The 20187-nt window shown below is 67.2% G+C and carries 20 protein-coding genes; 5 read left to right on the top strand and 15 right to left on the bottom strand.

Translation table 11 applies throughout. The features are described 5' to 3' along the window. Window positions 1-111: 111 nt before the first annotated feature. The 6 genes from JW364_RS16865 to JW364_RS16840 form a co-directional block, all read right to left on the bottom strand. On the bottom strand, window positions 112-294 hold the full coding sequence (locus JW364_RS16865; protein WP_205333187.1) for a hypothetical protein: 183 nt from the start codon (window positions 292-294) through the stop codon (window positions 112-114). 3 nt (window positions 295-297) lie between these two features. Further along, on the bottom strand, window positions 298-1353 hold the full coding sequence (locus JW364_RS16860; protein ID WP_205333186.1) for a hypothetical protein: 1056 nt from the start codon (window positions 1351-1353) through the stop codon (window positions 298-300). After that, window positions 1350-1580: a hypothetical protein gene (locus JW364_RS16855; RefSeq protein WP_205333185.1), complete on the bottom strand. Its 231-nt coding sequence runs from the start codon at window positions 1578-1580 to the stop codon at window positions 1350-1352. The genes JW364_RS16860 and JW364_RS16855 overlap by 4 nt, the downstream gene beginning before the upstream one ends. A gap of 299 nt (window positions 1581-1879) precedes the next feature. Next, window positions 1880-3172 (bottom strand): DUF3631 domain-containing protein, encoded by a 1293-nt coding sequence (locus tag JW364_RS24545; protein WP_205333184.1) that lies wholly within the window; start codon window positions 3170-3172, stop codon window positions 1880-1882. Next, window positions 3169-4182, bottom strand: coding sequence for a bifunctional DNA primase/polymerase (locus JW364_RS16845; RefSeq protein ID WP_205333183.1), 1014 nt, complete (start codon window positions 4180-4182; stop codon window positions 3169-3171). The genes JW364_RS24545 and JW364_RS16845 overlap by 4 nt, the downstream gene beginning before the upstream one ends. Window positions 4183-4252: 70 nt before the next feature. Then, entirely contained in the window at window positions 4253-4489 is a 237-nt protein-coding gene (locus JW364_RS16840; RefSeq protein ID WP_205333182.1) for an AlpA family transcriptional regulator, read from the bottom strand. A gap of 224 nt (window positions 4490-4713) precedes the next feature. On the opposite strand from JW364_RS16840, the gene JW364_RS16835 reads away from it, so the two are divergent. The 3 genes from JW364_RS16835 (at window position 4714) to JW364_RS16825 (ending at window position 9084) form a co-directional block, all read left to right on the top strand. Further along, window positions 4714-6123, top strand: a complete 1410-nt coding sequence (locus JW364_RS16835; RefSeq protein ID WP_205333181.1) for a site-specific integrase — start codon at window positions 4714-4716, stop codon at window positions 6121-6123. A gap of 432 nt (window positions 6124-6555) precedes the next feature. Next, window positions 6556-7821, top strand: a complete 1266-nt coding sequence (locus tag JW364_RS16830) for a Fic family protein (RefSeq protein WP_205333180.1) — start codon at window positions 6556-6558, stop codon at window positions 7819-7821. Between the two features lie 108 nt (window positions 7822-7929). Next, complete coding sequence (locus JW364_RS16825) at window positions 7930-9084, top strand: hypothetical protein (protein WP_205333179.1); 1155 nt, start codon at window positions 7930-7932, stop codon at window positions 9082-9084. Window positions 9085-9106: 22 nt separating this feature from the next. On the opposite strand, the gene JW364_RS16820 is transcribed toward JW364_RS16825, so the two are convergent. Continuing rightward, the gene (locus JW364_RS16820) at window positions 9107-9823 is read right to left on the bottom strand and encodes a phytanoyl-CoA dioxygenase family protein (protein WP_205333178.1); all 717 of its coding nucleotides are present in this window, start codon (window positions 9821-9823) and stop codon (window positions 9107-9109) included. Window positions 9824-9933: 110 nt separating this feature from the next. Beyond that, entirely contained in the window at window positions 9934-10494 is a 561-nt protein-coding gene (locus JW364_RS16815) for a TetR/AcrR family transcriptional regulator (protein ID WP_205333177.1), read from the bottom strand. 153 nt (window positions 10495-10647) lie between these two features. On the opposite strand from JW364_RS16815, the gene JW364_RS16810 reads away from it, so the two are divergent. Next, window positions 10648-11490 carry an alpha/beta fold hydrolase gene (locus JW364_RS16810; RefSeq protein ID WP_205333176.1) on the top strand — a complete coding sequence of 281 codons (843 nt, stop codon included), beginning with the start codon at window positions 10648-10650 and terminating at the stop codon, window positions 11488-11490. A gap of 96 nt (window positions 11491-11586) precedes the next feature. Here JW364_RS16810 and JW364_RS16805 read toward each other — a convergent pair whose 3' ends face one another. From JW364_RS16805 to JW364_RS16790, 4 genes are all read right to left on the bottom strand, one after another. Beyond that, window positions 11587-11766, bottom strand: a complete 180-nt coding sequence (locus tag JW364_RS16805) for a hypothetical protein (protein WP_078111764.1) — start codon at window positions 11764-11766, stop codon at window positions 11587-11589. Window positions 11767-11869: 103 nt separating this feature from the next. Next, a complete protein-coding gene (locus tag JW364_RS16800; protein WP_205333175.1) occupies window positions 11870-12394 on the bottom strand; it encodes an SRPBCC domain-containing protein in 525 nt (174 codons plus the stop codon). Further along, on the bottom strand, window positions 12391-12834 hold the full coding sequence (locus JW364_RS16795; protein WP_205333174.1) for a helix-turn-helix transcriptional regulator: 444 nt from the start codon (window positions 12832-12834) through the stop codon (window positions 12391-12393). The genes JW364_RS16800 and JW364_RS16795 overlap by 4 nt, the downstream gene beginning before the upstream one ends. 47 nt (window positions 12835-12881) lie before the next feature. Then, entirely contained in the window at window positions 12882-14168 is a 1287-nt protein-coding gene (locus JW364_RS16790; protein ID WP_058251106.1) for a DNA polymerase III subunit delta', read from the bottom strand. Between the two features lie 172 nt (window positions 14169-14340). On the opposite strand from JW364_RS16790, the gene JW364_RS16785 reads away from it, so the two are divergent. Beyond that, on the top strand, window positions 14341-15801 hold the full coding sequence (locus tag JW364_RS16785; RefSeq protein ID WP_078111767.1) for an adenylate/guanylate cyclase domain-containing protein: 1461 nt from the start codon (window positions 14341-14343) through the stop codon (window positions 15799-15801). A gap of 155 nt (window positions 15802-15956) precedes the next feature. Here the strand turns inward: JW364_RS16785 and topA are convergent, their stop codons facing one another. The 3 genes from topA to JW364_RS16770 form a co-directional block, all read right to left on the bottom strand. Continuing rightward, the gene (gene topA, locus JW364_RS16780) at window positions 15957-19028 is read right to left on the bottom strand and encodes a type I DNA topoisomerase (protein WP_205333173.1); all 3072 of its coding nucleotides are present in this window, start codon (window positions 19026-19028) and stop codon (window positions 15957-15959) included. A 185-nt stretch (window positions 19029-19213) separates the two neighbouring features. Next, entirely contained in the window at window positions 19214-19798 is a 585-nt protein-coding gene (locus JW364_RS16775) for a hypothetical protein (protein ID WP_068970204.1), read from the bottom strand. Between the two features lie 173 nt (window positions 19799-19971). Next, the gene (locus JW364_RS16770; protein ID WP_004022110.1) at window positions 19972-20175 is read right to left on the bottom strand and encodes a cold-shock protein; all 204 of its coding nucleotides are present in this window, start codon (window positions 20173-20175) and stop codon (window positions 19972-19974) included. Window positions 20176-20187 lie beyond the last annotated feature (12 nt).

Below are 20187 nucleotides of genomic sequence, written 5' to 3'. Positions count from 1 at the left end.
GTGCTCACCGGCCCGATTCTGACGACGGCCAGTCGCACCACACACGACGAGACCCCGACACCACGCGGCAAGCGCAGTATCGGGGCCTCAGTTGCCGCTGACGGCCTCGCGTCAGTCCCGGTCGAAGTAGCGGCCGAACCCCTTGTCGACGACGTCACGCGGCGGACGTTTCCCGCGCGTCTTTCGTTCCCGTTCGGCGTCGTGGCCATCGTGCGGACGACCGGCCATGTCCTCGTCGAGGATTCGACCGAACCCGCGCCGGTATCCCTCGTCACTGCCGTATCGACTACTCATCGGTCACGCTCCCGCGTTCGTGTCGAGATCGGCCACACCACGAGGCGACGGCCGGTCGTGTTCGTCTGACGCACACCACGCACGCAACACACTGTGCGCACTGGCCGTGTCCACACCACGCAGCACAGCGGACCCCTGCCACTGGGACCCCTGGGTACGGGCCTCGGCCTGCGGGCTGTTGTGCTTACGTGCCTCGGCCTCGGTGAGCCACTGGCCACTGCGCACCTTGGGAGGACGTACGACAGCGACCCCCGTGGTGCGGATCTCGAACCCGCGGTCGAGCGCAGCGGCGCACCACATACGCACCGACTGGACATCGGACCACTGGGCCACGGCCGACCGCCACAGCCGCAGTGCCGACAGCGCGCCGTCGTCGCCGTAATCGACCAGAGCACCGGCGTCGGCGTCGATAGTGAGTCCGGCGAGCGTCAGACGCTCGTGTGCCTGCATGGCGTCGGCCAGCACTCCGCGTGCCTCGTCGAGGACAGCGGCGTCGATCTCGTCAAGCACCCCGCGCACGCTCTCAGCGGCCCGTGCGCAGACCTCCGACTCGATGGCCACGCGGATACCCCGGTCGATGTCGAGAGGCACGCTCAACCGCTGCCGGTCGTGGTGCTCGTCGACCAGCCTGCGCAGGACTTCGGGCGCCTTCTCCTTCCGCGAGGTGGCATCGACGAGTGCGACCGCGGCCTCGGCCAGCCGCGTACGCAACGCATACGACGCTGCCTCATGTTCGATCGTCCGAGTCTCCTCGGAGATCCGGGCCAGCGACCGCGACAGCGCATTGTCGAGCCGGTCGAGCCGGACCAGTTCGGCGACCCGCTGGCCGATGTCTCCGGCGTCAGACAGCAGCGGCGTCAGCGGGTGAGGGTCGACACGAGGACCGACCGGCCGCGCGGCGTTCGCTGCCTCCTGCCCGATGCGCCACTTGTCGGTTTCCCGCGCCATCATCGCGTCGCTGTTGCGTTCGGCTTGACGCCGGTTGGCCTCGCGGCTCGCGGCCCGACTGGACGGCGGCGCGCTCATGTCGATCCCGCCGTGCGAGTTGGTGGTGGTCATATCTCCCTCATTTCCCCGGCCAGTCGGCCGGTGGTCTCGTCGCGGCGCCGTGCCGCGTACATCTCGTCGGTCTCACTCGGCCACTGGTATGCCGGGTGCCATGTGGTGCCCGGTGTGGGGTCGCGTAGTTGACGGTCGACGTAGTCGGCGAACCGCTGCCGCCGTGCCTCGATCGCGTCTATCCGTGCGCGTGATCGAGGGCCCGAACCGCTCGTGCTGGCCGTCATCGGTTCTCGCCCCCTCGCCCATACCCTGAGCGGCCGGTACTGCCGGTACCCGGCGACATTTTCCCAGGTAGACCGGGGTGACGACGGGTACCGGGTAGGTACCGGGCACCCGGTACGCCCGTTTGCCCGGTACCGCTCCCGATCCGGCCGGGTACCGGGTAGCTACCCCTTGGGTACCGGGTAATTTCCCGCGACCCGGTACCCCCTCCGCGAGGCCGTGGCCTGCGGATATGTGCACCGGGTACCGGGGGTACCGCCGTTCTCGGATATGGGCGGACGGACGCTCATTCCGCGGCCTCCTAGTCGATCTCGGCATAGGGTGCGACATAGCGACCGTTCCTGTCGAAATAACCACCAACCGCGCGAACTTCCGCGGCCCCATCAAGCGCGGGAAAACGACGGTTGCGGGTGATCGGGACGACGTCGGCCGACGCTGACTCGACGTAGCGCTCGAACGCGTCGAACAGACCGCCGTCGCCATACCGCCGGTAGCCGCGGACCTTGCGGCCGTCGTGCTTGAACTGTTGCGGGGCCACGTCGAACGGGCGCAGCAACCGCGCGAGCACTGCCGGTTCGAGGTCGCCACGAGACGGGGGCCACGGCGACTGATCGCGCATGTTCCTGATCTCGGTGATGAGTGCCGTCGTCGTGATGTCGTCGACCTTGCGCGCGGCCATGATCTCGTGAATGGCCGTCAGGATCTCGACCCCCAGCGACGGACCGTCGGCAGACCTCGCGAACACGAACGCGCAGCACGCCTCACGTGCCCGTGTGGGCCACTGGCCACCGATCGTGTCGGCGACGGCGATCAGCGGTTCCCACACCTCCGCGGGTCGATCCTCGACACCGTCGGGGAGATCCGGCCGTGCGTCGGCCAGTGCATCAGTAACCGTCGACTCCGACCACTGGGTCAGCTTCGCGCGCATCGGTGCGGCCTCGGCCTCGGCATCCTTGCGGCGGTAGCGGTCGAGCGGTTCGGTCGCCGGGATGCGCTTACGCATCCGGAAGTGGATCGACCGGGAGCGCACGGCGTCGGGCACGTTGGCGTGCAGACCTGCCAGTGCCATCGGCGCGAACGCGGACAGTTCGACTACTTCGATGTCCATTCCCTGACCGACGCACCGCGGGACCATCGCGCCGCGCTTGTATCCGGCGTTCACCACGGCCGTAATATCCTCAGTCCCTGCCGATTTCACATATAGCGTGTCGATTTCGTCCATCAGGATCGTGCGTGCACCGGCGTCGATGGACCGGATGAGTGCGGCCGGGGACGCGCTGAAGCTGTTCAGCGGGTCACGCACGAGGTGTTCGAGTAGTTCGAGCACCCGGGACTTGCCCGATCCCGGAACCGCGGAGTCGAGGAATAGCCGCGGCGTCGTGTCGAAACACTCGACGACGTGGGTGTGGAGCGCCCACAGCACCGCGGCGGCGTAATGATGGTCGGAACCCAGTACGCAGTAGCGCCGTAGGTAGGTGTCGATCTCGTCGGCCGTGCGGTGCATTGCCTTGGGCGGCTTGCGTTTCGGTCTCTCCTGCGTCGCGCCGGTCACCATGTCGGCCAGCGCGCGGGCGGCGTCGTCGCGGTTGCTCACGCTGCCCCCTCACGGTCGGCCAGGATGTGCGCCACAGCCCCAGCGACTGCGTCGGCGATCTCGGCCAGCGCCTCGTCAGGGGTCCGTACACCCGGCAGACCCGCGTGCTCACGCCGGGTCATCTCGGCGAGAAACGCCGCGGTGATCTTCCCGACAGCGACCTGTGCCCCGGGGTGGCCCTCGTCGGCCAGCCGCAGACACCGCCACACGGCGTTGCGCATGGTGTCGTGCGCGGCCTCGCGCATCGTTCCGAGATCACGCACCGCGCGGCGCATCATCACCGACGGCCGACCACCACCATTACGTCGCACCCACAACGCGACATCGTCCGTGGCCGACCGCGTCACCCGGCCGCGTACCCGACGCGAGGACGTGAGCGCAGCGACCGCGTCCGGCGGTAACTCCGCGATCGGCAGACGAGACTCGGCGAACCGGTACGGCATCAGGGTGTCCGGGTGCAGCGAACTGGGGCCGACGAGGTAACCGGTCCAGTGCGTGCGCACGGCGTCGATGCCGCTGCCGTCCGGAACCGACAGACCCGACTCACGGGCGTAATCAGGTAGCGCGAACACAAGGTGACGACCACCCCGGCCGGTCTCGATGGCCAGCGTCTCGGGCAGGTCGACAGCACGCGCGAACGTCGCGAACTTCTCCGCGACACCCGGCTTGTATGCGTCGATGTCAAACCATGCGTGCCCGACCACCGGGCGATGACCGATGCCGGTCACGCGGTGGTCTGCGTCAGCCGCTCGGGCCATCTCGGGAAATGCCGGGTCGTCGACAGCGATGAAGTCATAGAACCCGCTCGGGGTGCTCGGGGTCGTCGGCGCCTTCCCGATCAGCGGCCCCACGGTCGCGCCGGGGATTACATCGGCGATCTCGTGCGCCAGCCTCGCGAAATATCCGACCGTCGACGTATCGTCGGTGTTGGGCATCTCCTGCTCGCGACTGGTGATCGCGGGGACGGCGTCCGGTTCCGCGACCGGGCGCCGTTTCTCATTCCTGGGCATTGCTTCTCCTGTTGTGCGCGAGCAGATCTCGCGTTGTCGAGTCCCCGGTTTGTGATCGGTGAATTGACTATCAGGCCAGCCGCGCAATCCACGTCTGGACGTCGGATGCGCGGTAGCGGATCGCGGTGCCGACGCGCACGAACGCCGGACCCTTGCCGCTGCCGTCGCTGCGCCACGTGCGCAGGGTGCGCGGTGACAGTCCGCAGATGGCCGCAGCCTCGTCAGTGTCGAGCAGACGATCGAGCGCGTCAGCAGGTGCCAGCACCTCTCGACTTCGATCAGTGAGATTGATTGCCGCGGTTGCCATTTGGTGCTCCCTGAGTGTCAGTTCTGGTGTGTCACACCGACCGCTGTTGGTCAGTGTCTGCGCGCTGACATCAAGGTCCATCAGCGTCGCCAGAGCCGGCAATTATCGACGAGCAGAAACGGGTCTGTGTGTGCTCACTATTTCGATATATACGCAGTGCAATGACACTCTTGCGACGGCTGACAGTCTGTCCGAATTAATGGGTCATCTGCTATTCTGTCGGCATGAGTCCACGAGAGACCACCGATGTCGTCAGCCTCGACGACACTCCCCCTCCCCGTACCGCCGCTCGCCGGAAGGTCGGCACTGTGTCTGTGTTCGATCGGCATTACAGCGATGCGCGCCGGAAGGTGCGACGGGGCTACTCGTGGACGACGAATACCGCAGGTAAGGCCGTTCCCAAGTCGCCGCTGCGCTGGGAAGTGCGGTACATCGACACCGCTGGCAAGCAGCGTTACGAGCGGTTCGAGGACCGCGATGCCGCGCACGCGCGCCGGGACGAACTGGCCGATCAATTCCGGTCCGGTTCGTATATCGAGCACGAGCGGTCACGAGTGACCGTGCGCACCGTGGCAGACACCTACGTGCGCACGCTGTCGGCGAAACCGGCGTCGACGCGCCAGTCGTACGGGTCCATCGTCGACGTGTTCTGCGGGCGGTTCGGGGACCGTGAGGTCGGGTCGCTCGTGGTGTCCGACATCAATGGGTGGATTGCCGACCTGCTCGACGCTGACAAGTCGCTGACCACAGTGCGCAAGTACGCCAACGTCGTGCGGAAGATGCTCGACGTCGCTGTCGACGATCGCCTCATCCGCGGAAACCCGGCGCGCGGCGCCACAGTACCCAAGTCCGACCGTCGAACGGTCGTCGAGGACGAGGACACGGCCGACGAGTACCTGACACCGGCCGATCTCGACGCTCTACTGCCTCACGTGGCCGACGAGTACACCCGGCGACTACTCCGCTTCCAATCGCTGACCGGCCTGCGCATCGGTGAAGTCTGCGAACTGCGCCGGAAGGACATCGACACGTCCAACCCGCGCGGCGCGCGGCTCAAAGTCCGGCGATCGGCCGTCGAGACCAAGGGCGGTCTAGTCATCGGTACCACGAAGTCGGGCCTAGGTCGGAAGGTTCCGCTATCCCCTGAGGCCGCAAGCGTGCTACGTGAGGCTCTAGCCGCCGAGCAGACACGCCTGCCGAAACTACGCAAGGCCGTCAAAGGTCGGGAATCCGACGTGGCCGACATCAACGCGCTCCTGTCGAGCCTGCTCGACGGCGCGCTGGTCTTCCGCACCGCTCGCGGTAAACAGTTCCGGGGGTCCAACGTCAATCGGGCGCTGGCAACCGCGTGCGAGGCCGCAGGGGTCGACAAGGTGACCACGCACGCGATGCGGCACGCTTGGGCATCACACGCTGTCGCCATCGGTACGGATGTCGCCCGGGTAGCCGAGTTGCTGGGACACGCTGACTCGACGCTCGTCCACCGGGTCTACGCGCACGCCGGTGGTGACGACGAACTGTTCGCGGCCGTTGAACACATCGCAGCCAACACACACCAGCACACACAGAGCACACACGACGACTCGACCTCAGCGGTCACGGATGGACAGTCGGCGACGGACAAAACGCTGTGACTGTCTGTGTCGCAACGTGTTCTGGACAACGATGGACACGCAGCGACAACCAACGTTTCCGCAGGTGCCACGGTCACGAAGAACTCGTAATGAATAGGTCAGGGGTTCGATTCCCCTGGGCGGCTCCATCTCCTCCCGGCCACTCATGCCTCGGTTCTGGCCCACCCCTGCGTCGTCAGAAATCCGCCGCGCGGCCGCCTCGACGCACTGACCGCAGGCCGTTTAGTTCACTCGTTCAACCATGAACAGGCGGGCGTGTGGCAGCCCCGCGGTGCGCGACCCCCGTCGACCGACCCTGCGAACGCAGCCCTGGGCACCATTGGAACAATAGAGGCCACTCCGACTGTTCCTTATTTTATCTATCTCCGTCTCTGTATAACATAGGCCATACAGGCCACCCCGCTTTTGCGTATGGATGCGGAGATAGATCAAGTGTCATACAGAACGCTCAAGTCCGTCTTCCACCAGCGCGATCAAGTCGGCGCCGACGCTGAGGAACGGGTCCGACGCGAGTCTCCCGCCGCCCTCCGCTGGGACTTGATGATCGGCGAGTACCCGATGTTCGCGCTGCTGACCCCCGAGATCGCAGTGCTGATCGAACGAATCATGAGCTTTGAGCCGAAGATTCAGTCCGAGTGGGAAGATCTGCCAGGACGAGCACGGACCCACTATCTCCATCGCATGGTCATCGACGAAATCCAAGCGACCAACGAGATCGAACAGGTCCGTTCGACCCGACAGGAGATCGGTGCTGCGATCAGGGCCGTCCGGGCGCGACAACCCATCGAGAACAAGCGCTTCGCGGAGATGGCGCGTCTTTACCTCGACATCGGCAACGACGAGGCCGAAAGTCCGCATACGCTGGACGACATCCGGGCTGTCTACGACGCGGTGACCGCGGGAGAGATCCGTGATGAAGACGCTCCCGATGGGCGGCTGTTCCGGCAGGGACCGGTATCGATCGAATCCGGGACCAAGATCGTGCATACCGGAGTCGTGCCCGAGTCAGCGATCGACGCAGCGCTCACCCTGATGCTGAGCCAGGCGCGCGACGATTCGGTCCCCCAACTCATCAGGGCCGTGGCTGCGCACTTCATCTTCGAGTACACGCACCCGTTCTACGACGGCAACGGCCGAACCGGGCGCTACCTTCTCGCACTCGACCTCCGACAGGTGATCGCTCCGTACGCGAGCCTCGCGCTGTCGGCGACCGTCGCCGACAACAAGGACCGTTACTATCGCGCGTTCGCGGACGTGGAGAATCCACTGAATCGCGGGGATCTGACGCCTTTCTTGATCAGAATGTTGGAGATCATCGCCGAGGCACAACATCGGCTGCTGCTCGACCTCTCCGAACGTCGGCAGAAGATCGAGGCGCTCAGGGCACGCCTTCGCGATCTGGTTGATGACGAACAGTTTCCGCTCAGCGTAGGGCTCGACCGCGAGTCGTCACCGCCGATAAGTCCTGACGACTTCGGCGCGATCTTGTACACCCTCGGCCAGGCCTACTACTTCGATGTGAACCGCGCCGTCCGATCGAACACCCTGGCCGACGTGCTGGGAAGATCCAGTCAGTTCGTCCGACCGCGACTCCAGCGCTTGGACGACGCCGGGATCATCGAGACCGTCACGAGGAAACCGCTGCGTTTCCGGCTCACCCAGCGGGTGGCCGCGCTGCTGGATCTGGAAGGACCTTGATCTCCAGTAGCTGACCCTCCGAGTAGATGTCCCGATTTGTGTCATTCAGACGACAGCGAGCAGCCCACTCGTCGTCTAATATCTGATCGACAAAGAGGGGGCCCAGGGGTGGCAGGATATCGGCGCGGCACGCGACGCGCCGTCGAGAACGACGGCGTCGGTCCTCTTCGACGACCCTCGGGCCTCTCCAACGCCTCTCTCACCCTCGGCGCGCTCTCGCTGGCCACCGTCATCCCGACCGCGGTCGCATCGATCAACGTGACCACCCTGGTCCACGCTCTCGCCACGCCGGACACCGTCCAGGTGGCCACCGAATCGACCACAGGGTGGAGCCAACCGATCCCGTTGTCGCCGGGCGCCGGCGGCCCCGCCGCCCCGTCCGTCGCTGCGACACCGACCGGCGGTCCGGCCGCTCCCATGACACGCGACCTGTCTTCCACGGGTACACCGAGAACGCTGGTCATCGACTTTCCGCACTCGGTCGGACCCATCATCGCCGGCGGTCCCCGAACCCGCGCAGTGTTGTCGACGGAGCTCGACGACGAACTCAAAGAACGTGCGGTGCAACAGAACCTGGCGGTCATGACCGTCATCGCCGGACTCGACGCGAACAGTCCGTTCGTCGTCTACACCGGCGACGCCCAGGGCTCCGGCGGGCCCGGCGCGCCCGGTGTACCCGAGGGCGGCACCAGCCTGACTCCTCCCCCGCCGGGTACCGACGGGCCGGTCATCGTGCTGGTGTCGGATCCGCGCGGGCCGTGGAGCATTCGAGTCTGGCTGGAGACCGTCCCGCTCGTCTCGGCACTCCTGAAGTCGATCGGATGGAAGGTCGACCCGCCCCGGACGGACCGCCCTGTCGAGACGCCACGTCCCGATGCCGGCACGGGCAGCGAGCCGGAGGTCACCGAACCACCCCGCGGCCGGCCCATCGAGCCGACCACCGACCGTGGCAACACCACATCCGACGCCGGAGCCGATGCCGAGACGCCCAGGGACACCGTCGAGACACGGGACGTGGGCCGGGAAACCCTGCGGGACATCGTGGTCGACGATGACCAGGACTTGCCGACCGAGTCCGCCGATGTCGACGACGACGGGGACACCGGATCGGACTCAGGCGAAGCGGGCGACGACGGTACGTCCGAGAGTTCAGGCAACTCCCGATCCGACTCGACGAGCGGTGACCGTTCCGGCGCGGGCGACGACAGCGACTCCTCCGACCGCGGTGGTTCCGGCAGCGAATCCTCGGACTCCGACGCCTGATTCGTCGTCGTAGATCAGGTCCTCAACCGAACACCGACGCGAGTGTTGCTGCCGAGTCGGGCGACAACGGCGAGGTCAGCATCACCGGCCCCTGCGCCATGAATCGTGGAGTCGCACCGCGATGTTCGTCGGCCGCGTGCACGGTGAACGGATGGACCACGTAGACGTCGCCGGGACTGCCGGTCGCGTAGGCGACGCGACGCTCGCGACTCGCGGCGTCCAGTAACGGACCGGCGTCGAAGGGGCTCATCCCATCGTTGTCGAGAACCGCGACAGCGTCGAGATGTGACCCCACCCGGATGCGGGTCGGTGCGTCGGTCGGTCCGACCTCGGAGAGCAGGGTCAGGATCAGCACGGTGTGGGGCCGTCGACTCACCACCCACGATCCGTCCTCGCGCGGTGTGTTGGCGTCGATGTGCCAGCCGCGGTCATCGACCGTCGGCGGCAGCGGGAAGCGGACCGGTATGTTGCCCAGGGCGCCGCGCGGTGTCCAACCGCCGACGCCACAGATCGCATCGAGCGCCTCGGTCAGCTCCGGACTGTTCGCGAGCAACCCGAATGGGCCGGCCCCCACCATGTCCGACGCCCAGCGCACCGGATCGGTCCAGGCGTCCGGGTCGTCCTCGGACAGACCCAGCTGAGCCCACAATCCTGCCCGCGCCCGGTCCGCGGCCTCGCGCAGCAACGGGCGCTCGATCTTGAGGAAACCGTCTGCGCTGAACCTGTCGACGTCGATCACCGTCGCAGCCTCCCACCATCGGGCGTCTCCCGCGAGCGATTTTCGCCGCACCGAGGGCGACAGATCACCAACCGTCGAGAAGCTCACGGCCGCAGCACTTCTGGAATCGACTACTGGAGAGCCTGGTCGATCAGGACTTCGGCGGCGGCTCGTGCATCGTCGGCGGCACGCACCGAGCCCGCGATCGCCGCCGTGGTCTGGGCCCCCTCGGCGAGGATTGACAGCTGCGCGCCGAGGCCGTCGGGGCCTCCCAACTCCGCCACCAGACCCGCGACGTAACGCTGGAAATCGGCCTTCTGCGCACGGACCGCGGCGGCGACCGAGGGCATCTCGGCCCCGAGTTCGCCGTAGGCGTTGATGAACGCGCACCCGCGGAACTCGTCGGTGCCGAACCACTGGAGCAAGAAGTCGAACACGGCGAGCAACCTCTCTCGCGGTGATGACAGCCCCTCCGCGCACGCGGCGATCCCGCTGTTCCACTGCCGGGTCCGATCGTCGAGCACCGCGAGGATCAACGCCTCCTTCGACGGGAACATCGAGTAGATCTTCTTCAGCGACACCCCCGCCGCATCGCGGACCTTGTCCATCCCCACCGCGTGGACCCCGTGCGCGTTGAACAGCTGGTCAGCGGCACGGACCACCTGCTCGCGCGGGTCCACGGCGTCGGTCACCTCGATCTCCTTCACTGCCGGTTCCCGGCTGGGGGTTGCGCGGGGAACGTTCGTTCTCTAGTGTATCAATCACCGGTGAGAACGACCGTTCTCCCGCCCGCCGCATCGATTCCGATCCCGATCGGGTCGCCTCAACAGAGAGAAGTGATCGCAATGGGCTACATCAAAGTCGGCACCGAGAACTCCACCGACGTCGAGCTGTACTACGAAGATCACGGCACCGGCCAGGCCGTCGTGCTGATCCACGGCTATCCGCTCGACGGGAACAGCTGGGAATTGCAGGCGCGCGAGCTCATCGACGCCGGCTACCGCGTGATCACCTATGACCGTCGCGGGTTCGGGAAGTCGAGCAAGGTCGGCAGCGGCTACCACTACGACACCTTCGCCGCGGACCTGAACACCGTCCTGGAGACGCTCGACCTCCGCGACGTCATCCTCGTCGGATTCTCCATGGGCACCGGCGAACTCGCCCGCTACGCCAAGAACCACGGCACCGACCGGGTCGCGAAGTTCGCGTTCCTGGCGTCGCTCGAACCGTTCCTGGTGAAGACCGACGACAATCCCGAAGGCGTCGACCGGTCCGTCTTCGACGGTATCGCGGCGGCCGCCAAGGAGAACCGCTACGCCTGGTACACGCAGTTCTACAAGGACTTCTACAACCTCGACGACAACCTCGGCACCCGCATCACCCAGGAGGTCGTCGACGCGAACTGGAACACCGCGGTCGGCAGTGCGCCGGTCGCCGCCTACTCGGTCGTCCCCGCCTGGATCGAGGACTTCCGCGAAGATGTTGCCGCAGTGCGCGACTCGGGCAAGCCGACCCTGATCCTGCACGGCACGGCCGACAACATCCTGCCGATCGACGCCACCGGACGCCGCTTCCATCAGGCCGTTCCGGACGCCGAGTACGTCGAGATCCCCGATGCGCCGCACGGCCTGCTGTGGACTCACGCCGCCGAGGTGAACGAGGCGCTGCTGGGTTTCGTTCAGAAGTGAGCGCCCCGGGGTGAGTTCGCCCAGCGAGCACACCCGCGTGACAGCAGGACGGCCGCCGGACGGATTCTCCATCCGGCGGCCGTTTGCCGTCTGTCCCTACCGGGCGTCGTCGTCGACCCGTTCCGCGTCCTCGGCGGTCTCGTCGGACGCCTCGGCGTCCTTGTTGTCGGCGAGGGGGTCGTAGCCGGGGACACCCTCGAGCACCGTCAGTTCCTGATCGATGGCGGCCGAGACGGCCTTGGCATCTTCCTTGATCTTGCGGATGAAGTCCGACATCGCTCGCTCCTCGCTCATCGTCCGGCCGCGGCACGCGACCGTGACCTCATGATAGGTCGAGGCCCGCGTCGCCCTTCGGCGATCGGAGTCCGGGCGCGACCGATCAGTCCCGGAACAGGTCCGCGTACGACGACGACAACGCCGGGTAGTAGGCGTCCCAGTCGACCTCGGCGACGCTACGGCCGGCCTCGGCCGCCACCAGACGGTCGAGGTAGTACTCCCATCCCGGGCCCACGTTCTCGGCCATGTCGGCCCGTGGCAGTCCCTGGGCGAAGCTCAGTATCGTCGTTCCGTGGGCCTCGGCCAGGTCCAGTTCCAGCCGCCACACGTCCTCACCCCCGTCCTGGGCCGGAAACTTCGATTCGACGACCAGCCGGCGCGGCGGATCGCATTCCAGGATCGTGAACCGTTCGGACTCCACGTCCTCGCCCTCGGCGGTCATCCGGAAGTCGACGAACCCGTCGGCCGGATCGCCCGCCCACGTGCCGATCCAGCGTTCGAGCCGCGTGGGTTCGGTGATCGCCGCCCATACGGCGTCGACCGGCGCTGAAAAACTCCGTTCGAGCACCACGTGCGGCACGCCGGCCCGCACCTCTCGACGGCCCGTGGCCGTGATGTCCGCAGTCATCCTGTCTCCTTGTGTCGTCTGCCTGAATCGGGCTGTGCAAGAGGGGAGTCCGCGGATTCCTCATCGGCGAACTCGCGCACGGTACGTCGCACCTCGAGGTCGAGCGCGTCGAGATGACGCTCGTCGAATCTCGGCTGCACGCCGTCCGAGTCCACGCCGTCCGAGTCCACGGCGTGCGAACCCGCAACCGCCGACTCCACGGCGTCGAGCCACGCCCGGACACCGGCCAGCGCGCCGGACGCCAGCTCGTAGTGCCGCTCCCGGCCGTGGTCGACGGCCGTCGTCACGCCCGCTTCGCCGAGCACGCGAAGATGACGCGAGATCGCCGGCCGGCTGATCGGGTGGTCGGCCGCGAGATCGACGACGCGCGCCGACCCGCGAGCGAGCCGCTCGATCAGCGCACGACGCACCGGGTCGGCGATCGCCTCGAAGTCATCCACGTCCTATTGGTAACACATGAGTTACCAATAGGGAAGGGCGAAGCTGTCTACGCCCCGACCGGGCGCGCGAGCGCGAGTCCGATCCGCGCGACCATGTCGTCGACGGCGAACTTCGGCTTCACGTTCATGTCGAGGGCCTCCCGGCACGCGAGCACGGCTTCGACGCACTGCAGCAGCTGCTCGGGCTTGGCGTAGCCGGCGAGCGGATTCGCGAGGTCGTCGGCCTTGTCCGGATGCATCGCGGTGACCTGGGCGCCGACGCCGACGACGAGCGCGTCGCGGAACAGCGCGGCGAGGTCGACCAGGGCACGGTCGAGGACGTCGCGTCCGACCCGGGTCGCCCTCGACTTCTGCCGCTTCTCCAGTTCCTTGAGCGCGCCGGCACTTCCGCGCGGCATCCGCGCAGTGCCCTTGCCCGTGCCGCCCGCCCCGAGCGCGGTCTTCATCTCCTCGGTCTCGGCCGCGTCGAGTTCGGCACTGATCGCCTTGGCGGCCTCATCGGCCGACCGGACGAGCTCCTCGGCAGCGGCATAGGCGGTCGAGTCGCGGGCGGCGGCACGCGCCAGCCCGAGCGCCTTCTCGCGTTGCGTGCGCGCCTCGGGATCCGTCGCCAGCCGACGCGCGCGCCCGATGTGGCCGCCGCACACCGACGCCGCCCACCGAGCCTGCTCCGGATCGAGACCGTCGCGCTCGACGAGAACCCGCTCGATGTCGGCGGTCGTCGGCGTCACCAGTGCGACGTGCCGGCAGCGCGACCGCAGGGTCACCGAGATGTCCTCCGGGTCCACCGACGGCGCACACAGCAGAAACACCGTGCGTGACGGCGGCTCCTCGACGACCTTCAGCAGCGCGTTCGCGGCCTGCTCGGTGAGCCGGTCGGCGTCCTCGACGATGACGATCTGCCAGCGCCCCGTTCCCGGCCGGCGGGCGGCGGCCTGCACGATGTCGCGCATCGCCCCGACGGCGAGACTCAGCCCCTCCGGCACGACATGGCGGACATCGGCATGGGTCTTCGCCATCACCGTGACACACGCACGACACTCGCCACAGCCGACGTTCGCGGCATCGGGCGCCTGGCACTGGAGAGCCGCGGCGAAGCACTGCGCGGCCACCGACCGACCGCTGCCCGGTGGTCCGGTGAACAGCCACGAGTGGGTCATCGACGCCCGCGACCACCCTGCATCGACGGCCGGGATCTCGTCGTCGGCGAGGAACAGGTCGTCCGACGTACCCGCGTCGAGCCTCGCCGCAAGAGCACGCGCGGCCCGTGCGGCGGCCCGCAGATCGTCGGCGATGGCCTCTTGCCCGGTCAGCCGATCGAAGACATTTGTCACAGCAACACCCTAATCCGCAGTTCGGACACGCCTGAGGCGCGGAACCGTGTTTAACGATTGCAAGCAGCCAGCTACCGTGGTCTCCGTGGTTCAACAACGGTCGCGGTGGTCAAAGGGCCTGCATCTGGCCCGATGGCTCATTCATACGCCGTGGCCGATTCTCGCGCTGGACATGCTGCGGGCGAACCTCGTGGGTGCACTGTTCACCTTCGCGTTCCTGCGCTTCGGCATGCCGATCCAGGATTCGATCAGCCTCGACGAGATCACCGCGCTGAACCAGGTCATCTTCGCGGCCTACCTGTTGATCGCGATGGTCATCGGCGGCTTCGCCAGCATCCAGTTGTCGCTACCCGTGCTCATCTGGCATCGGCGTCGCACCCGACTCGACAACGAGGCCGCACGACGCCGCGCCCTCGCGCTACCGATGCTGCTGACCGCGGTCAACGCCGCGCTGTGGGTCGTGGGCGGCACGCTGTTCACGCTCGTCAACCTGACCGTGTCGTCGAAGAACGCCTTCATCGTCGCGATCGCCAGCACGATCGGCGCGATGGTCACGTGTGCGCTCAGCTACATGCAGGCGGAGAAGGTCATGCGGCCGATCACGGTCGCGGCGATGGCCAACAATCCCGACAATGCCATCGCGCCCAGTGTCACCACCCGCATCACCGCGTTCTGGGTGATCAGCGTGGTCGCCCCGATGCTGGTGATCATCGGGATGATCGTGCTGCACCGGCTCGGCATCATCGAGGCCGACTCCACCGGCCTGGAGCGGCCGATCCTGTGGATGGCGATCTCGGCGCTCGCGTTCAGCGTGATCGCGATCGTGCGCGTTGTCGCCGCCATCAACGACCCGATCAAGCAGCTGCGGCGCGCGCAGTCCAAGGTCAGCGAGGGCGACCTCAACGTCGCGGTGAAGATCTACGACGGCAGTGATCTCGGCCTGCTGCAGGCCGGATTCAACGACATGGTCGCCGACCTGCGCGAACGCCAGCAGCTGCGCAACCTGTTCGGCCGCTACGTCGGTGAGGACGTCGCGCGGCGGGCCATCGAGACCGGCACCGAACTCGGTGGCGAGGAACGCTACGTCGGCGTCCTGTTCGTCGACATCGTCGGCTCGACGCGCCTGGCGGTAAATCGGCCGCCCCGCGAGATCGTCGAACTGCTCAACGAGTTCTTCCGGGTCGTCGTCGGCGTCGTCGGACGCCACGGCGGGTTCGTCAACAAGTTCCAGGGTGACGCGGCGTTGGCGATCTTCGGGGCGCCGCTCGACCTCGACGACTTCGCCGGCCGGGCACTCGCGTCCGCGCGCGAGCTGCGGGCCGAGCTCTACGAGACCCTCGGTGACACCGACATCGGCATCGGGGTGTCGGCCGGCAAGGCCATCGCCGGTCACATCGGCGCCGAACAGCGACTCGAGTACACCGTCATCGGCGACCCGGTCAACGAGGCGGCCCGCCTCACCGAGCTCGCGAAGGACGAACCCACCCGCGTCCTCGGGTCCGCACGCGCGGTGTTCCTGGCATCTCACGAGGAAGCCGAGCACTGGGAGATCGGCGAGGGCGTCGAACTCCGCGGCCGCGGGATCGAGACGCTCCTCGCGCGGCCGCACCTCGAGCCGGACCGGCGGGACTGAGCTACCCGGAACGGCGGCGCGGAGGCGAGTGACCCTTCGTGACGCGCCCTCCGCAAGCTCCGGGCGCTCCTCAGGGAGCGAAGGTGGCGCCCTCCGCAAGCTCCGGGCGCTCCTCAGGGAGCGAAGGTGGCGCCCTCCGCAAGCTCCGGGCGCTCCTACTCGGCGTCCGGCGTCGCCTTCTTGGCCGCCGTCTTCTTGGCGGTCGACTTCTTGGCTGCGGTCTTCTTCGCCGTCGTCTTCTTGGCTGCGGTCTTCTTCGCCGCCGTCTTCTTGGCCGCTGTCTTCTTGGCGGGGGCCTTCTTCGCCGCCGCCTTCTTCGTGGTCTTTTTGGCCGGGCCACGAGCCCGACGATCGGCGAGCAACTCCATCGCGCGCTCCGGCGTGATCGAGGCGACCTCGTCGCCCTTGCGCAGGCTGGCGTTGGTCTCGCCGTCCGTCACGTACGGTCCGAACCGACCGTCCTTGATGACCATCGGTTTGCCGCTGACCTCGTCGTCCTTGCCGAGCTCACGCAGCGGCGGCGCGGCGGCCTGACGACCGCGACGCTTGGGCTCCGAGTAGATCTTCAGCGCCTCGTCGAGGGTGATCTCGAAGAGCTGCTCCTCGGTGCCGAGGGACCGCGAGTCCGAGCCCTTCTTGAGATACGGGCCGTACCGGCCGTTCTGCGCGGTGATCTCGTCGCCCGACTCCGGGTCGACGCCGACGACGCGCGGCAGCGACAGCAGCTTCAGCGCGTCCTCGAGCGTGACCGTCGAGATGTCCATCGTCTTGAACAGCGAGCCCGTACGCGGCTTGGGACCGGCCTTCTTCGCCGCCTTCTTCGCGGTCTTCTTCACCGCCGGCTTTGTCTTGGTGGCCGTGCCCCCGCCGGGCGAGTCGAGCGGGACGACGTCGCCGTCGGCGGTGTCCGAACCTCCGGTACCGCCACCCGACCCGCCGTCACGCGGCGTCGGGCCCGCGGGAATGGTTGCGGGCGTGTCCCCGTCGTCGTCATCGTCGTCCGACGGCAGGACCTCGGTCACGTACGGACCGAAACGTCCTTCCTTGGCGACGATTTCGTGACCGGTGGCGGGGTCCGTACCGAGCGAACGCCCCTCTTGCGGTGTCGCGAAGAGCTTTTCGGCGACTGCGAGGGTCAACTCGTCCGGGGTGATGTCGGCGGGCAGGTTGGCGCGCTGCAGATCCTCGTCCGCACCGTCCGCGGCGACATTGCGCTCGAGATACGGCCCGTAACGGCCGACCCGCACGTAGATCGGGCGGCCCTCTTCGTCGTTGAATAGACGGATGGAGTTGACCTGCCGTGCGTCGATCTCCTCGAGATTGACACCGACGAGCTTCTTCAGACCGCCGTATTGCGCGATTGCCGAATGGGCGGAACGGGTTTCACCGTCGGCACCGGAATGGTCGTCGCCGAAGTAGAACTCCGACAGCCACTTCGTGCGGTTCTCGTTGCCCGTCGCGATCTGATCGAGGTCGTCTTCGAGGGTCGCGGTGAAGTCGTAGTCGACGAGGCTCTGAAAGTACGCCTCCAGCAGACCGACGACCGCGAACGCGATCCACGACGGCACCAGGGCGTTGCCCTTCTTGACCACGTACCCGCGGTCCTGGATGGTGCCGATGATCGACGCATACGTCGACGGTCGGCCGATCCCGAGTTCCTCGAGCACCTTCACCAGCGACGCCTCGGTGAAGCGCGCCGGCGGGTTGGTGGAGTGACCGTCTGCGGTCAGGTCGGTGGCCGTCAGCGACTGCCCCTCGGTGAGCTGCGGCAACCGGTTCTCGGCGTCGTCGGCCTGGCCGCCGCTGAGCTCGTCGACCGTCTCCACGTAGGCCGACAGGAAGCCCGGGAAGGTGATCGTGCGACCTGACGCGGCGAAGGTGCAGCGCTCGCCGGAAGAGGCGGTACCGGCGATACGCAGGCTCAGCGTGGTGCCCTTGGCGTCGGCCATTTGCGATGCGACCGTGCGTTGCCAGATCAGTTCGTACAGGCGGAACTCATCGGCCTCGAGTTGTCCGGCGACCTGGCCGGGAGTACGGAAGGTCTCACCGGCGGGTCGGATCGCCTCGTGTGCTTCCTGGGCGTTCTTGACCTTGCGGGTGTACTGGCGCGGCGTCGGGTGGACGAAGTTGTCGCCGTAGAGCTCGCGGGCCTGGGCGCGGGCGGCGTTGATCGCCGACTCGCTGAGGCTCGTCGAGTCGGTACGCATGTAGGTGATGAAGCCGTTCTCGTACAACCGCTGCGCGATCCGCATCGTGCGGTCGGAGGTGAACCGCAACTTGCGGCCGGCCTCCTGCTGCAGCGTCGAGGTCATGAACGGCGCGTACGGACGGCGCGTGTAGGGCTTCTCCTCGACCGAGGTGACGGTCATCCCCGCGCCTCGCAGGCCGGTGGCCAGACTCTCGGCGCGGTCGGCGTCGAGCACGATGACGCCGTCGGACCTCTTCAGGACACCCGTCGACTCGAAGTCGCGTCCCGTGGCGACCCGGGCTTCGTCGACGTTGACCAGCCGCGCCTTGAAGGTCTGCGGATTGGAGCTGTCCACACTCTCCGCGCTCGCGTCCATCGTCGCGGAGATATCCCAGTACTCGGCCGACACGAACGCCATGCGCTCGCGCTCCCGCTCGACGATGATGCGCGTCGCCACCGACTGCACACGGCCCGCCGACAGCTTCGGCATGACCTTCTTCCACAGCACCGGCGACACCTCGTAGCCGTAGAGGCGGTCGAGGATGCGTCGGGTCTCCTGCGCGTCGACGAGGTCGATGTCGAGGTCACGCGGGTTCTCGGCAGCCGCCCGGATGGCCGGCTCGGTGATCTCGTGGAACACCATGCGCTTGACGGGGATCTTCGGCTTGAGGGTCTCGAGGAGATGCCAGGCGATCGCCTCCCCCTCGCGGTCACCGTCGGTGGCGAGGTAGAGCTCGTCGACGTCCTTCATCAGCGACTTGAGTTCGCTGACGGTCGACTTCTTGTCAGGCGACACCACGTACAGCGGCTCGAAGTTCTCGTCGACGTTCACGCCGAGACGTGCCCAGGACTGCCCCTTGTACTTGGCCGGCACGTCGGCGGCACCGCGCGGGAGGTCGCGGATGTGCCCTCGGGAGGACTCCACCACATAGTTCGCCCCCAGGTACCCGGCGATCTTGCGGGCCTTGGTCGGGGACTCGACGATCACGAGGCGTCGAATACCCCTGTTCGAGCGGGATGCGGTGCTGGTCTCTGCCACCGGGGCGTCCTTCGGTTGACTGGGTGGAGAACGTTCCTGCGTGTCAGTTCAGGTGTGTTCGATGGGTTTGTACCTTATGTATAGCGCCGTTTGCACATCTGAATTCCGTCTCGGACCCGGCGAGGTGACCGATCCGACACCGTTCCGACCCGTTGTAGCAGCTCAACGGCTCGAATGCGGGATGACTAATGCTCGTCGACCGGAGGCCAGTCGGCGACGGCCTCGGCACAGGGCGGGACGCCGACGTACTCGTGCAACCGGGACAGGCGCCGGTGGCCTGCGATCCGCAGGGCCGGGGAATGCCCGCGCGTACCGACGAGGGTTGGTGCGATGCCGACCCGCATCAGCGCCGTGGCGAGTGCCGCGTGCGACTCCGGAGCGTGGGGATCCAATCCGAGCTGGTAGCGGCCGGCATCCGAGTGACCGGCGGCGATCACCCACAGGCGCAGGGCCCGGAAACTCGGAACCCAGCCGGGGGGCATCGCCTTGACCGCTCCCGCGGACCAGGCCGCGTGCAGGGGATCGAGTTCATGGCAGGGCGCGGTCCGGGCCAGCGGCGTGCCCTCGTCCGAGACCGTCGACTCGGCTTCGAGGCCGGCCGCACGCATCTCGACGACGATCTGCTCTACCCGCCAGCGGTCGGCGACCACGATCGAGACCCGCGTACCGGTTTCGGAGCGGACGGCCTGTCCGTGCGCCGCGAGCAGCCCCGCGAGGTCGGCGTACGCGGGCTGTTCGGTCTCCGCGGAGAAAAACGACAACTGGCCCACGATTCGAGACTAGTGCTGTGTCTCGGAAATAGGTGGGCGGTTCAGGTGGCGCGTTCGCGACGCGCGGAGCGCTGCGGAACGGGAGCCAGACAACAAACCGCTCCCGCCTCGACGAATCGAAACGGGAGCGGTGGTTTGCCCCGACTGCTTGGTGCAGTCACACGCGGGTCTTCTCAGACAGCGCGGACGCCGGTGGCCTGCGGCCCCTTGGTGCCCTGACCGACCTCGAACTCGACCCGCTGGTTCTCCTCGAGGGTGCGGAAACCGGATCCCTGGATCTCGGAATAGTGGACGAACACGTCGTCGGAACCCTCATCAGGCGCGATGAAGCCGAAGCCCTTTTCCGCGTTGAACCACTTCACAGTTCCCTGTGCCATTCTTGCAATCCT

Source organism: Gordonia sp. BP-119 (assembly GCF_016924115.1).
Taxonomy (GTDB): domain Bacteria; phylum Actinomycetota; class Actinomycetes; order Mycobacteriales; family Mycobacteriaceae; genus Gordonia; species Gordonia hongkongensis.
The sequence above is the reverse complement of the archived record's forward strand: the minus strand, read 5'-3'. Positions and strand labels throughout refer to the sequence as shown.